The sequence below is a fragment of the Paractinoplanes rhizophilus genome, assembly GCF_042664765.1.
In the GTDB taxonomy this organism is placed as follows: Bacteria; Actinomycetota; Actinomycetes; order Mycobacteriales; family Micromonosporaceae; genus Actinoplanes; species Actinoplanes rhizophilus.
The window spans coordinates 18,783-31,277 of record NZ_JBHTBJ010000031.1 but is presented as its reverse complement, the minus strand read 5'-3'; the positions used below and the strand labels follow the sequence as shown (position 1 = coordinate 31,277).

General features: G+C 72.5%; 12 protein-coding genes. 7 read left to right on the top strand and 5 right to left on the bottom strand.

Going from position 1 to position 12,495, the window contains the following annotated elements; all coding sequences use genetic code 11:
• Positions 1 to 182: 182 nt before the first annotated feature.
• From ACFQS1_RS30290 to ACFQS1_RS30275, 4 genes are all read left to right on the top strand, one after another.
• Positions 183 to 1,442 carry a GH1 family beta-glucosidase gene (locus ACFQS1_RS30290; protein ID WP_378974985.1) on the top strand — a complete coding sequence of 420 codons (1,260 nt, stop codon included), beginning with the start codon at positions 183 to 185 and terminating at the stop codon, positions 1,440 to 1,442.
• Positions 1,439 to 2,626, top strand: coding sequence for an MFS transporter (locus ACFQS1_RS30285; protein WP_378974983.1), 1,188 nt, complete (start codon positions 1,439 to 1,441; stop codon positions 2,624 to 2,626). Before ACFQS1_RS30290 ends, ACFQS1_RS30285 begins: the two co-directional genes overlap by 4 nt.
• 75 nt (positions 2,627 to 2,701) lie before the next feature.
• Positions 2,702 to 3,052: a type II toxin-antitoxin system RelE/ParE family toxin gene (locus ACFQS1_RS30280; protein WP_378974981.1), complete on the top strand. Its 351-nt coding sequence runs from the start codon at positions 2,702 to 2,704 to the stop codon at positions 3,050 to 3,052.
• A 3-nt stretch (positions 3,053 to 3,055) separates the two neighbouring features.
• Positions 3,056 to 3,355, top strand: a complete 300-nt coding sequence (locus ACFQS1_RS30275) for a helix-turn-helix domain-containing protein (RefSeq protein ID WP_378974980.1) — start codon at positions 3,056 to 3,058, stop codon at positions 3,353 to 3,355.
• Positions 3,356 to 3,390: 35 nt separating this feature from the next.
• On the opposite strand, the gene ACFQS1_RS30270 is transcribed toward ACFQS1_RS30275, so the two are convergent.
• The 4 genes from ACFQS1_RS30270 to ACFQS1_RS30255 form a co-directional block, all read right to left on the bottom strand.
• Positions 3,391 to 3,567 (bottom strand): hypothetical protein, encoded by a 177-nt coding sequence (locus ACFQS1_RS30270; protein WP_378974978.1) that lies wholly within the window; start codon positions 3,565 to 3,567, stop codon positions 3,391 to 3,393.
• 69 nt (positions 3,568 to 3,636) lie between these two features.
• A complete protein-coding gene (locus ACFQS1_RS30265; protein WP_378974976.1) occupies positions 3,637 to 6,825 on the bottom strand; it encodes a penicillin acylase family protein in 3,189 nt (1,062 codons plus the stop codon).
• A gap of 212 nt (positions 6,826 to 7,037) precedes the next feature.
• A complete protein-coding gene (locus tag ACFQS1_RS30260) occupies positions 7,038 to 8,504 on the bottom strand; it encodes a purine-cytosine permease family protein (RefSeq protein WP_378974975.1) in 1,467 nt (488 codons plus the stop codon).
• 109 nt (positions 8,505 to 8,613) lie between these two features.
• Positions 8,614 to 9,579 carry a zinc-dependent alcohol dehydrogenase gene (locus ACFQS1_RS30255; protein WP_378974973.1) on the bottom strand — a complete coding sequence of 322 codons (966 nt, stop codon included), beginning with the start codon at positions 9,577 to 9,579 and terminating at the stop codon, positions 8,614 to 8,616.
• Between the two features lie 60 nt (positions 9,580 to 9,639).
• Between ACFQS1_RS30255 and ACFQS1_RS30250 the strand changes: the two genes are divergently transcribed.
• Positions 9,640 to 10,851 carry an isocitrate lyase/PEP mutase family protein gene (locus ACFQS1_RS30250; RefSeq protein ID WP_378974971.1) on the top strand — a complete coding sequence of 404 codons (1,212 nt, stop codon included), beginning with the start codon at positions 9,640 to 9,642 and terminating at the stop codon, positions 10,849 to 10,851.
• A 103-nt stretch (positions 10,852 to 10,954) separates the two neighbouring features.
• On the opposite strand, the gene ACFQS1_RS30245 is transcribed toward ACFQS1_RS30250, so the two are convergent.
• Complete coding sequence (locus tag ACFQS1_RS30245) at positions 10,955 to 11,389, bottom strand: beta/alpha barrel domain-containing protein (protein WP_378974969.1); 435 nt, start codon at positions 11,387 to 11,389, stop codon at positions 10,955 to 10,957.
• A 100-nt stretch (positions 11,390 to 11,489) separates the two neighbouring features.
• On the opposite strand from ACFQS1_RS30245, the gene ACFQS1_RS30240 reads away from it, so the two are divergent.
• Together ACFQS1_RS30240 and ACFQS1_RS30235 are read left to right on the top strand one after the other, a co-directional pair.
• Positions 11,490 to 12,116: an isochorismatase family protein gene (locus ACFQS1_RS30240; RefSeq protein WP_378974965.1), complete on the top strand. Its 627-nt coding sequence runs from the start codon at positions 11,490 to 11,492 to the stop codon at positions 12,114 to 12,116.
• Positions 12,117 to 12,120: 4 nt separating this feature from the next.
• Complete coding sequence (locus ACFQS1_RS30235; protein ID WP_378974963.1) at positions 12,121 to 12,477, top strand: VOC family protein; 357 nt, start codon at positions 12,121 to 12,123, stop codon at positions 12,475 to 12,477.
• Positions 12,478 to 12,495 lie beyond the last annotated feature (18 nt).

Sequence of the window (12,495 nt, the reverse complement as noted above, 5' to 3'; positions counted from 1 at the left end):
CGTTTGCCGCAAACCTCTCTTCCGTACGGGCCGACGCCCGGCAATCCGGTTGCAGGCGGCGGGATGGTTCGCCGGGCCGTAGGGGCTTCCGTGCTGTGGGCCCGATCACTAACCTGAGCTGAATTCACCTTTGGCGGGAGGCTGGTGTGGGGTCGCTTCCGGGGTTTCCCGACGGTTTTCTGGTGGGGGTCTCCACCGCCAGCTATCAGATCGAGGGCGCCGTCACCGAGGGCGGGCGCGGCCCGTCGATCTGGGACACGTTCTCGCACACGCCCGGCAAGACCCGCAACGGCGACACCGGCGACGTGGCCTGCGACCACTACCACCGGTGGGCGGAAGACCTCGACCTGATGGCCGAGCTGGGCGCCGGGGCGTACCGGTTCTCGATCGCCTGGCCCCGCATCCAGCCGGACGGGACCGGCCGGCCCCGCCCGGACGGCCTCGATTTCTACGACCGGCTGGTCGACGGGCTGACCGCGCGCGGGATCGCCGCGGTGCCGACGCTGTTCCACTGGGACCTGCCGCAGGCGCTCGAGGACACCGGCGGCTGGCTGAGCCGCGACACGGCGCTGCGGTTCGCCGAGTACGCGGGGCACGTGGCCGACCGGCTGGGCGACCGGGTCACCCGGTGGATCACGCTGAACGAGCCGGTCGTGCACATGGCCCAGGGGTACGCCTGGGGCACGCACGCGCCAGGCCGGACGCTCAACCTCGAAGCCCTGCCCGTGGCGCACCACCAGTTGCTCGGGCACGGCCTGGCGGTGCGGCAGCTGCGCGAGCGCGGCGCGACCGAGGTGATGATCACCAACAACTGCACCCCGGTGGCGCCGGCGAGCGACGGCGAGGCCGACCGGGCGGCGGCGATGCTCTACGACGGCTTCCACAACCGCCTTTTCAACGAGCCGGTCCTGATCGGCGAATATCCGCAGTTCCTCGCGGAGGGCCTGGCGCCAGTCGTCCGGGACGGCGACCTGCGGATCATCGCGACGCCGCTGGACGCCCTCGGGATCAACTACTACAACCCGACGCTGGTGGCCGCGCCGGCCGATCCGGGCGAGATGTTCGAGCTGCGCCCGATCGAGGGGGTGCCGACCACCGCCTTCGGCTGGCCGGTCGTCCCGGACGGCCTCCACGAGCTGCTCACCGGCCTGAACGGCGCCTACCGGCTCCCGCCGGTCTACATCACCGAGAACGGCTGCTCCACCGAGGACGTGCTCGACGACCGGTTCCGCATCGACTACCTCGACGGCCACCTCGGCGCGGTCCGGCGCGCCATCGCCGACGGCGTCGACGTGCGCGGCTACTTCGTCTGGTCGCTGCTGGACAACTTCGAGTGGGCCGAGGGATACAGCCAGCGGTTCGGGCTGGTCCGGGTCGACTTCAAGACCTTGACGCGTACGCCGAGAGCATCGTTCCGCTGGCTGCGGGACGCGCTGCGGTGACCGACCTGCGGCAGACGCGCGTGGGCGGCCGCTGGATCGCCCTGCTCTCGCTGGCCAACCTGGGCCTGTGGATGGGTTACTTCGGGCCCCTGCAGGTGCTGCTGCCCAACCAGATCGAGGACATCAGCCCGCAGCACAAGGAGACCGCGCTCGGCGTCATCACCGCGATCGGCGCGCTGATCGCGGTGGTCGCCGGCCCGCTCGCCGGCGCCCTGTCCGACATCACCACGGCCCGTACCGGCCGCCGGCACACCTGGATCGTGGCCGGCGCCCTCTTCGGCGGCGCCGCGCTGGTCTTCCTCGGCGGGCAGCGGACCCTGCTGTGGGTCGGCATCGGCTGGTGCCTGGCCCAGGCCGGGCTGAACACACTGCAGGCCGGCCTCACCGCGGTCGTGCCCGACCAGACCCCGGTCGACCAGCGCGGCCTGGTCTCCGGCTGGGTGGGCCTGACCCAGTCGGTCGGCGTGGTGGCCGGCGTCCTCGCCGTCACCGCGATCGGCGGCGGCTACGCCCTGATCGCCGCCGTGGTCGTGCTGACCGCGCTCCCGTTCGTGCTGGCCACCCGCGACCCGGCCATCTCCGCGCCGCCGCGCTTCAAGGCCTTCCACTTCGACGCGTTCCGCGACCGCGACTTCGCCTGGGCCTTCGGCACCCGCTTCCTGGTGCAGCTGGGCAACGCGATGGCCACCCTGTACCTGCTGTACTTCCTGCGCGACCGGGTCCACCTCGACAGCGCCGAGGACGGCCTGGCGATCCTCATCGTCGTCTACACGATCGCGACCGTGCTGACCGTCGTGGCCGGCGGCGTCATCTCCGACCGCACCGGCCGCCGCAAGCCCTCGGTCATCCTCTCCGGCTACGTGATGGCCGCGGCCACGCTGCTGCTCGCGTTCTGGCCCACCTGGACCGGCGCCCTGATCGCCGCGGTCGTCCTGGGCCTGGGCTTCGGCGTCTACCTCTCGGTCGACCAGGCGCTGATCACCCAGGTCCTCCCGGCCGCCACGGACCGCGCCCGCGACCTCGGCGTCATCAACATCGCCAACTCGGCGCCACAGGTCCTCGGGCCGGCGCTGGCCTTCCCGCTGGTGTCCTACCTGGGCGGCTACCCGGTCCTGTTCCTCGCCGCGGGCGTGGTGACCGTGCTCGGCTCGGTCCTGGTGACCCGCATCCGCGGCGTCCCGTAGATTCCGCGCGGCGAGGCGGTCCCTCCGCCCCGGTTGTCCTCGCACCTCGATGAGCGCGGGTATAGCATCGTCGCTATGACCTGGGGTGTTGTCGAGCTGGAGCCGGAGGTGGAGAAGTGGCTGGAGAGCCTACCGACAGCTCAATTCGCGCACGCGGCGTTCTATGTCGATCTGCTCGCTGAACAAGGGCCGTTGCTGGGCGAACCCTACACAAAACAGCTCGATCGGAAGCTGCGCGAACTGCGGTTTTACCTCGACCGCCGCGCGGTTCGGGTCACCTACTGGATCGCCGCCCGGAGAAGGATCATCCTGTTGACGGTCTTTCACAAGACACGTATGCGGGACGAACGGGAGATCGACCGGGCGCGCCGAGCGCTGGCGCGATGCATCGATGAGGCGCACGAGGTCATGGATGAGGAAGGCTAGGTCATGAGCGAAGGTGTCGGTTGGTCCGCGATGCGGGAGCGGCGCATGGCCGAGCCGGGCGCGGCGGAGGCGTACGACGCCGCGCGGCTGGCGTTCGAGCTCGGCCGTTCCGTTCGGGAGCTCCGTGAGCGCCGCGGGTGGAGCCAGACGCAGCTGGCGAAGGCGTCGGGCATGACGCAGTCCGCGGTCGCCCGGTTCGAGGCCGGCGGGACCGTACCCACGTTGACTTTGTTGGAACGGCTGGCGGCGGCTCTGGACGTGAGCCTCAAAGTAGGTTTCGAGCCGCGTGGCGAGGCCGCTTGAACTTGAGCATTTCGGGCCGATGCACTTGATGCCGGTCAGTCGCCGGCGGCGATGCGGTCGACCGCTCGCTTGGCCTCGAGCGGCAACGCCCCGGTGAGCCGGCGGTAGACCCGGACCGCGGTGGCCCGGCGCTCCTGCAGCGACGAGCCGGAAAGAGCGAGCACCACCCCGACGGCGGCGGCCACGAGCAGGATCACGGTCCAGGTGTTCATGGAGACATCGAACCAGCGGCACGCAACCCGCCCGGACGGGCCCCGGCCGCGCGGCCGGGGCCCGTTCGGTCAGTGGGAGTAGAGCTCGAGCTCGTAGATGGAGAAGCCGTAGGACGTGCCGCGGGTCTGGCCGGTCAGGCGCAGGTATCGGGCGGACACCGCCGGGAAGGTGACGGTGTCCAGGCCGCCGTTCCCGCCGGTCACGGCGGCGGCCTGGGTCCAGGTGGCACCGTCCGCCGAGGTTTCTATCTTGTACGTCCGGGCGTACGCGGCCTCCCAGCGGATGACCGCCCGCGCGACCGGCTCGGTGGCGCCCAGATCGACCCGGAGCCATTGGTTGTCGGACCACGAGCTGGCCCAGCGGGTGGACAGGCTGCCGTCCACCGCGTCGCGGGCCGGGTGGCCGAGCTGCGAGCTGGACGCGGTGGCCGTCCGGCCGGTGGCCAGGTTGGCGATGTCGTCGCCGCGCCTGGCCGGGAACGAGACGACCTGCTGGTAGGTGGGGCGATTCTGCCAGGCGATCAGGCCGTGCTTGATGCCACCGAGCGGGCTCTGCAGAATCGCGTCGGCGCACCATTGGTCGCCGGCCGGGCAGGTGGCGTCGCCGGGGTACGTCGTAGCGGCCGGCTCGGCCAGCGCGGCCGACAGGCTGGTCAGCAGGGCGGTGCGGCAGGCGCCGACCACGCCGCCGCCGCAATACTTGGTGGACCAGCCGGGGACGCTGTCGCCGAGGACCGCGCGCAGGTCCTTGTCGACGTATCCCCACCAGCCGTACTGGAAGCTCGAGCCCTTGTGCGCCTGGGACTCGTTGGCGCTGGTCGGCAGCGACGAGACCGGGCCGGTCTGCCCGCCGGACGGGGACTCGTTGATCTGCAGGGTGTCGACCAGGGCCTGGAACAGGCCGGAACCGAGGCCGGATTGGAAGGCCGCCTGCACCAGCTTGGGCCACCAGGCGTCGAAGATCCGGATGGCGTCGGCGTTCGCGTACGCCTTGCTGCCGGCCGACGTCTCCTGCCGCTTCGCCCCGGCGGCGAGCCAGGTGCGCAGCTTGGCCAGCGCCGCGGCCTGGGCCGAGTCGGTGACCGTGGCGGTGTCGATCACCCGAAGCAGCACCGGCAGCACGTCGGTGCCGCGCAGGTCGGTGACGGCCGCCGACTCGACCACCTGCAGCAGCGAGGCCCGGTCGTACTTGGCGCCGGCCGCGATCCCGGCCTTCAGCGGCTTGTCGAGCAGGTCGCCGCGGTGCACCGAGCCGAAGCTGAAGTTGCCGTCGGCCGCGCCGTACCCGAGCGCCTGTTTGTTGTTCCAGCTGACGAAGTAGTCCTGGTTCACCGCCTGCGGGTGGCCGGACGCGGGAACGTAGGCGGCCACGTTCGTCGCCGGGTTCCAGTTCTGCCACTCGTACGCCTGCTCGGCCTTGGTCGGCAGGTTGGGATCCGCGCCGGGCGCGCGGATCGGCTGAGCGCCCGAGGTGAACATCGCGGAGTCGGTCGAGTTCACATAGAACCAGTTGAAGGCGAACGAGATGTTCGACGCCGAGTTCATGAACGCGGCCGGCGTCGCCATCTGGTCGGGCTCGTTGAACATCTGGAAGCCGATCGCCGAGTCCGCCTCGTGCCGGTAGGTCGAGCGCAGGCTGGTGAACGCGGTGGGCACGCCGCCGACCAGGCCGCGCCAGGTGACCAGGCCGTACTTGGTGCGCTGGACGGTGAGGCGGTAGGAGCCGGCCGCGGTGGAGTCGGCGACGGTCGGCTTCCACGAGTTGCTCCGGGTCAGCGCCTCCATCGGCGTGCACGTGCCGTGGTAGAGGTAACCGGTGCTGGCCAAGGTCGCCGCGCTGCCGTCGGCATTGCACAGCTTCACCGCGTACGTGTCGGTGATGTCCTGAATGGACGACGTGGCGCTCCACGCGTAATCCGGGCCGCGCCCGATCAGGGTGTACAGGTTGAGCCCGCTGAACGCGATGCCGCGGCTGCTGATCCCCGGTCCGCGCAGTTCCTGGGCCATCAGCAGCTGCGGCGCGAAGTACCCGGTCTGCGGCCCGAAGACGGCGACCGGGTGGCCGGTGGCCGAGTGGGCGGCGGAGACGATCGCGGCGTTGGACATCCCGCGGTGGGCGCCGTCGATCTTCAGGCTCCCCAGGGAGTCGGCCAGCGCGCTGGTCCCGCCGGCGGCGCCCGCCGAGCCGGTCTTGTCGAACACGATCGGCTCGGGCCGGGCCGTGCCGGCGTCGGGCATGGCGACCCCCGCGGCGTCGGGATCCCCCGACCCGTACGGGAAAGTCTGTCCGTTGTGGAGGGTGAGCACCGTCTCGGGATCGTTCTGCGAGCGGAACTGCTGCCAGACGGCGTCCCCGGCGGTCGCGCCGTACTTCGCGCGGGCGGCGATGCGGACCAGCGCGGACTGCATCTCGTTGCCGCCGCCCCCGCCGAACAGCCCGCCGATGACGCCGCCGATCGCGATCAGGTCGGTCGGCACGAAGGCGACCGGCCCGCCCGCGTTGGTGATGGCGTCGAGGTGGCCGGTGAGCACGTATTCGCCCGGACAGTCGTGGGCGGCCATGCAGTCGGCGATGTACTTGTTGATGCCGGCGATGTAGTTCTGCACGTCGGTGTAGAGCTGCGCGCCGCGGGTGCCCGAGTTCTGCAGCGCGGTGATCTGGGCCTGCAGGTCGGCCTCGGTGTACGGCGAGTTGCGCCAGACGCTCTGCTCCAGCTCGCGGTTGCCCTCGGCGCCGCCGGCGAAGCTGGTCAGGTTGCCCCGGGCCACGTGCCGCATCAGATCCATCAGGAAGAGGCGGTCCTGGGCGCCGGCGTATCCGGCGCCGTACATCAGGCCGGCCCGGGTGGTGCCGGTGATGTGCGGGATGCCGAGCTGCTTGTCCCGCACGATGGTGACGTCGCTGCGGGGCGACTTGGTGCTCGCGACGTCGCCCGGGGCCACGCCGTAGGAGCTGTCGTTGAAGAACGTGTTGATCTGCTCCGGGGTCAGGCCGGTGTAGTTGTAGGCCAGGTTCCCGTACTTCTGCAGCTGGTCGTCGGAATGCGGCGGCAGGATGCCGAACGCCTGGTTGGCCAGGATCTGAACCAGGTCGGCGTCGCCGTTCTGGCCCGGCGGCAGGATGTCGGAGCACTGCCCGAGGCAGTAGTCGTCGGCGGCGTAGGCGGCCTGGGCCGGCGAGGCCGCGATCGGCGTGAGGGTGGCGGCGGTGACGAGGACCGTGGCGGCGAGGACGTGGAGAGGACGGTATCGGCGCATCTGACGCATCCCTTCGGGAACACGCGAACGCGAAACAATTTCATAGATGTTAGGACGTCGATGCCTCACTTAGCTACTGGCGCGTAGCTTCTGGTCAGCGGTCGCCTTCGGACGGCGCTCTTCCGGTCAGCGGTCACGCTTCTCCGGCCGGCGACGGATTCACCGCCACGTCGGTGACGCCGGACGTGGCGGTGCGGATCGATCGACTGGCGTTACGCGCGCGGCTCGGTGACCACGTCGCGGACCGGTGAGGTCGCGGCCTCCTGCCGGCGGACCGTTGCGGCGCTGCCGATCAGCGTGCCGACCAAACCGATCAGCAGAGCGACCAGGATGCCCAGCCCGGCATAGGCCCAGTCGCCGTCCCGCCCGCCGAGGCCGAGCGGCCCGAGCAGATAGCCCTGCCAGCCCAGCCAGCCCGCGAACGAGTTCGTGACCAGGCCCCAGCCGATCGCGGTGCCGGCGACAACCAAGATCAAGGGCAGCACACGTACGTCTCCGTAGCGCCCCCGCGGATCGAACAGCTCGTCCTCGGCGTAGTCGCGGCGGCGCAGCGCCACGTCCGCCACCATCACGCCGCACCAGGCCGCGATCGGGACGCCGAGCGTGATCAGGAAGCCTTGGAAGGCGCCGATGAAGCTGCTGCCGAAGAACACCACGTAGATCGTTCCGGCGATCATGATGACGCCGTCGACGCCGGCGGCCAGGTAGCGCGGGATCCGGACGCCCGCGGTGAGCAGGGCCAGCCCGGACGAGTAGATGTCCAGCACGGCGCCGCCGATCAGGCCGAGCACCGCGGCGATCGCGAACGGCACCAGGAACCACGTCGGCAGCAGCGTGGTCAGGGCACCGATCGGGTCGGCGCCGATCGCGTCGGCCAGGTCGGCCGACGAGCCGGCCAGCAACAGGCCGAAGATCAGCAGCACGACCGGACCGAGCGCGCCGCCGAACGTGGTCCAGCCGAACACGCCGCGGGCCGAGGCCCGCCGGGGCAGATATCGCGAGTAGTCGGCGGCGGCGTTGACCCAGCCCAGCCCGAAGCCGGTCATCAGGAAGACCAGCGCGCCGATCACGTGCTGAGCGGAGCCGGCCGGCAACGACGACACGGTCGCCCAGTGGATGTGGTCGGCCGACAGCACCATGTAGACCACCGTCAGCACCGCCGCCACCACCGTGATCACCGCCTGCAGGCGCATCACCACGGCGAACCCCGCGACGCCGGCCAGCACCGTGATCGCCGACACGACGACCAGCGCGACCACCTTGGTGCCGGTGCCGCCGCCCCAGCCCAGCCGGGTGAACACCGTGGACGTGGCGAGCGTGGCCAGGATGACCAGCACCGTCTCCCAGCCCACCGTGAGCAGCCAGGACAGCGCCGCGGTGAGCCGGTTGCCGTTGACCCCGAACGCCGCCCGGGACAGCACCATCGTCGGCGCCGAGCCCCGCTTGCCGGCCAGCGCGATCACCCCGCAGAGCGCGAACGAGACCACGATGCCCACGACGCCGGCGATCACCGCCTGCCAGAACGAGACGCCGAAGGCGAGCGTGAACGCGCCGTAGCTGACGCCCAGAACCGAGATGTTCGACGCGAACCACGGCCAGAACAACGACCGCGGCTCGCCGGAGCGCGCGCTCTCCGGAACCACCTCGATGCCGATCATCTCGATACCGCTGCCGGCCATCGTCCACCGCCTCGTGCGGGCCCCCGTCATCAGGGCATCTGTGCCCATCCTGCGCCCGGCGAGCCGGAGATCATAGATGCCGGCCGCTGTCTGTTACGACACGCTCCGGTCAGGGATGGACGACGATCTTGAGACCGGTGCGGGCGGCCGCGGTGGTCATCGCCGCGCCGATCTCGGTCAGCGGGAAGGCCGCCGACACCAGCGACGTGAGGTCGACCCTCTTCTGCGCGGCCAGGGCGATCGCCCGGGGGTAGACCTCGCCCATGCGGCGCGACATGACCAGCGTGAGGCCCTTGCGGCGGGCGATCGAGGCCGGGAACGAGGTGCGGTCGCCGTCGGGGATGCCGACCAGGATCACCCGGGCGCCCGGCTTGGCGGCACGCAGGGCGGCCTCGACGGCGGTGTCGGAGCCGGCGACCTCGAAGACCAGGCCGGCCTCGGGCGCGGACCCGTCGAGCGGTTCGGCGCCCAGGCCGGTCGCGGCGGCGAGGCGGTGCGGCAGCGGGTCGGCGGCGAGCACGCGGGTGGCGCCGGCCAGGCGGGCCAGCTGGATGAGCATCAGGCCGATCGGGCCGCAGCCGACCACCGCGACCGTCTGGGCCAGGCGGGAGTGGGCCAGATCGTACGCGTGCAGGGCCACGCCCAGCGGCTCGAGCAGCGCGCCCTCGTCGTCGGTGATGGTGTCGGGGATCGGATGCAGCCGGTGGCTGGGCCAGGCCATCAGCCCGCGCAGGCCGCCGTCGCAGCGGCCGTGCCCGGCGAAGACGATGGTCAGGCAGAGGTTCGGGTTGCCGTCGAGGCAGGGCTCGCAGCGCAGGCAGGGAATGGCCGGGTCGATCGCGACACGCCGGCCGTCCCACGGGCCGCCGCGCACCACGCCGGCCATCTCGTGGCCGAGCACCAGCGGGCGGGCGACGACCGCGTCGCCGATCCCGCCCTCGGCGAACCAGTGCAGGTCGGAGCCGCACAGCCCGACGCTGCGCACCTCGACCAGCGACTCGCCCTCGCCGGGGACCGGATCGGGCTCGTCGGCAAGGCGGACGTCCCCGGCGCCGTGAAGTCGGGCGGTGCGCATGGCGTGAACGATAACGCGAAAGGGACAATCGCCTCCACGACCATCGAGGGAGGCTCAATCATGACCGGAGCGGATGAGCTGCGGGCGCTGCTCGCGGCCGGCACCGTCACGCACGTCCCGGGCGTGTACGACCCGGTGACCGCGGCGCTCGCGGTGGCGGCCGGGCACCGGGCCGTCCACCTCTCCGGCGCGGCCGTGTCGGCGCTCATGCTGGGCCGCTCCGACCTGGGCTTCGTGCACGCCACCCAGATCGCCGACCGGGCCGCCACGCTGGCGCCCGCCCTCGACGGCATCCCGCTGATCGCCGACGCCGACATCGGCTACGGCAACCCGCTCGACGCCGTCTGGACCGGGCACGCGTACGTGCGCGCCGGCATCTCCGGCCTGCACCTCGACGACCGGGCCCAGCCCCGGCGCCCGGGCCACCCGGCCGGCGCGGAGGTCGTCGAGGCCGGGATCGCCACCGCCACGGTCGCCGCGCTCACCCGCGAGGTGCCGGGGCTCGCGGTGATCGCCCGCACCGGCGCCTACCCGGTGCGCGGGCTCGACGACGCGATCGAGCGCTGCCGCGCCTACGCGGCGGCCGGCGCCGGCGCGGTCCTCCCCGAGGGCGTCGACACCCTCGACGAGCTCGCCCGGGTGCACGAGGCGCTGCCGGGCGTGCCGATCGTCGTCAACCGCTCGGAGGTGGCCGGCAACCGGCCGGTGCCGGGCGACGCCGACCTCGCCCGGGCCGGCGTGCGTCTCGTGCTGCACCCGGTGGCCGCGCTGCTCGCCTCCCTGCGCGCCGCGTCGCTGGTGTACCGGCAGATCGCCGACACCGGCAGCGCCGAGCCGGTCGACCGGATGCCGTGGGCCGCGTTCACCGCGCTGATCGGCGCGCCGGAGTCGCTCGAGCACGACGCGAGCTACGCCCGGACCGCCCCGCCGGGCTACCCTTCGCCCGCCGCCACCGGCCGCTCGTCCGCCGGCCGGCACCCCGGCTTCGTGCCGCCACAGAGCGGCGGCCAGGTCGGCGGCGCGGGCCGCGGCCTCGGCGGCGGGCAGGGCGGCAGCTCCGGCGGCGACTCGGGCGGCGGCTCCGGCGCGGAGGCGGGCTCCGCCGGGTACGGCGCCGGCGCGGGCGCGCCCGTGCCGAGCGGTGGTTACTCCGCCGAAGGCACCGGGTCGATCCCGGGCCACACCCACGCGTCCGGCGCCACCTCGTCCGGGCGGCGCGCCCGCGAACAGCGCGATGCCGACGCCCGCAACGCGGCACGACTTCAGACGTGACCTGCCCGGGACGCTCCCGGCGTGACCCGCGACGGCCCGCACCATCAGTCGCATCGCGCGGGGTCGCGCCCCGCGAACTCGGGGCGCCCGGGCCGATCGCCTCCTATCGACGATCGCCGGGGAAGTCGCCGGCCCGGCCGAGCTGCGCCGGGACCTTGTCCAGGCCCAGCTGCTGCCCGATCCAGGCGCCGGTCTCGGCCGCCGGCGCCACCGCGACGCCGGTTGCCAGGCCCGAGCGGTTGAGCAGGTAGGCGAGGTCCTCGGTGGCGATGTTGCCGGTGGCGGCCGGGGCGAACGGGCAGCCGCCGATCCCGCCCAGGCTCGCGTCGAGCGCGGCGAAGCCGTTGGCGGCGGCGGTGACGGCGTTGGCGTACCCGGTGTTGCGGGTGTTGTGGAAATGGGCGCGCAACGGCGCGGCGCTGACCTCCCGGACGGCCGCGGTCAGCTCGGTCACCTGCGCCGGCACGCCGACCCCGATGGTGTCGGCCAGACTGCAGGCCGTCGCGCGGCCCGACCTCGACGATCTCCATCCCCGCACCCCTACCTGCGACTGCCGGTGCGACGGCGTTGCTGGCCCTACGGCAGCCGCGTGCCCTATCGTGGCAGCGTTTCCCCTTCCCGGGCGGAGGTGCAGCGCGGTGACGTCCCTCTCCACCGACTACGCGGCGGCCGGGTTCGGGCACCGGCTCGGCTGGGGCAGCCGCCCGGCCGTGTTGCTGGTCGACCCCGCGCTCGCCTACACCTCGCCCGACTCGCCGCTCTTCCTGCGCACCGGCGCCGCGGCCGCCGCGGCCATGGAGTCGCTGGCCGCCGCCGCGCGCGACGGCTCGATCCCGGTGGTCTGGACCCGGGTGCGCTTCGCCGACGAGTCGTGCGGTGAGGCCCCGCTGTTCGCGGCGAAGGTGCCGTCGCTCAAGGTCTTCGCCGAGGGCAACCCGCTGGGCGGCTTCGCGCCGCCGCTCTCCCCCGCCGCCGGCGAGCTCGTCGTGACCAAGCACTACGCGAGCGCCTTCGCCGGCACGTCGCTGGCCGCGTGGCTGGCCTCGCACGGCGTCGACACCCTGGTCATCGGCGGCTACTCGACCAGCGGGTGCGTTCGCGCCTCCGCTCTCGACGCGCTGCAGCACGGCTTCCGCCCGATCGTCGTGCGCGATGCCTGCGCCGACCGCGATGGCGGCCCGCACGAGAACAACCTGTTCGACCTGAACGCGAAGTACGCCGACGTCATCTCGCTGGCGGAGGCGCTGTCCAGCCTGCGACGGTGAGCGCATGGCGAATGTGTGGTCCGGTGTGACGGTCGACTGCCTCGACCCCGAGCGGGTGGCTCGATTCTGGAGCGCGCTGCTGGGGCGGGCGCCCGGGCCGTCCGAGGACGGGTGGGTCTATCTCGGCGAGCGGGGCGATCCCCAGCCGCGGCTGGTGTTCCAGCCGGTCGCCGAGCCCGCGAACGGGAAGGTGCGGATCCACCTCGACGTCGCCGTCGACGACATCGACGAGGCCACGGCCGAGGTCGTCCGCCTCGGCGGCCGGGCCACGGGGGAACGGCACGACTACGACTCCGGCGTGGTCGTCGTCATGACGGATCCGGAGGACCACGCGTTCTGCCTCGTCCAATACTACGAATGACCGGCCGGCCCGCGCCGC

What these genes read in the sequence shown, in the direction of transcription:
- ACFQS1_RS30235 (WP_378974963.1), top strand. Translation starts at nt 12,121, where the DNA reads ATGGCGAATGTGTGGTCCGGTGTGACGGTCGACTGCCTCGACCCCGAG.
- ACFQS1_RS30270 (WP_378974978.1), bottom strand. Translation starts at nt 3,567, where the DNA reads ATGAACACCTGGACCGTGATCCTGCTCGTGGCCGCCGCCGTCGGGGTG.
- ACFQS1_RS30255 (WP_378974973.1), bottom strand. Translation starts at nt 9,579, where the DNA reads ATGCGCACCGCCCGACTTCACGGCGCCGGGGACGTCCGCCTTGCCGAC.
- ACFQS1_RS30250 (WP_378974971.1), top strand. Translation starts at nt 9,640, where the DNA reads ATGACCGGAGCGGATGAGCTGCGGGCGCTGCTCGCGGCCGGCACCGTC.
- ACFQS1_RS30260 (WP_378974975.1), bottom strand. Translation starts at nt 8,504, where the DNA reads ATGGCCGGCAGCGGTATCGAGATGATCGGCATCGAGGTGGTTCCGGAG.
- ACFQS1_RS30280 (WP_378974981.1), top strand. Translation starts at nt 2,702, where the DNA reads ATGACCTGGGGTGTTGTCGAGCTGGAGCCGGAGGTGGAGAAGTGGCTG.
- ACFQS1_RS30275 (WP_378974980.1), top strand. Translation starts at nt 3,056, where the DNA reads ATGAGCGAAGGTGTCGGTTGGTCCGCGATGCGGGAGCGGCGCATGGCC.
- ACFQS1_RS30265 (WP_378974976.1), bottom strand. Translation starts at nt 6,825, where the DNA reads ATGCGCCGATACCGTCCTCTCCACGTCCTCGCCGCCACGGTCCTCGTC.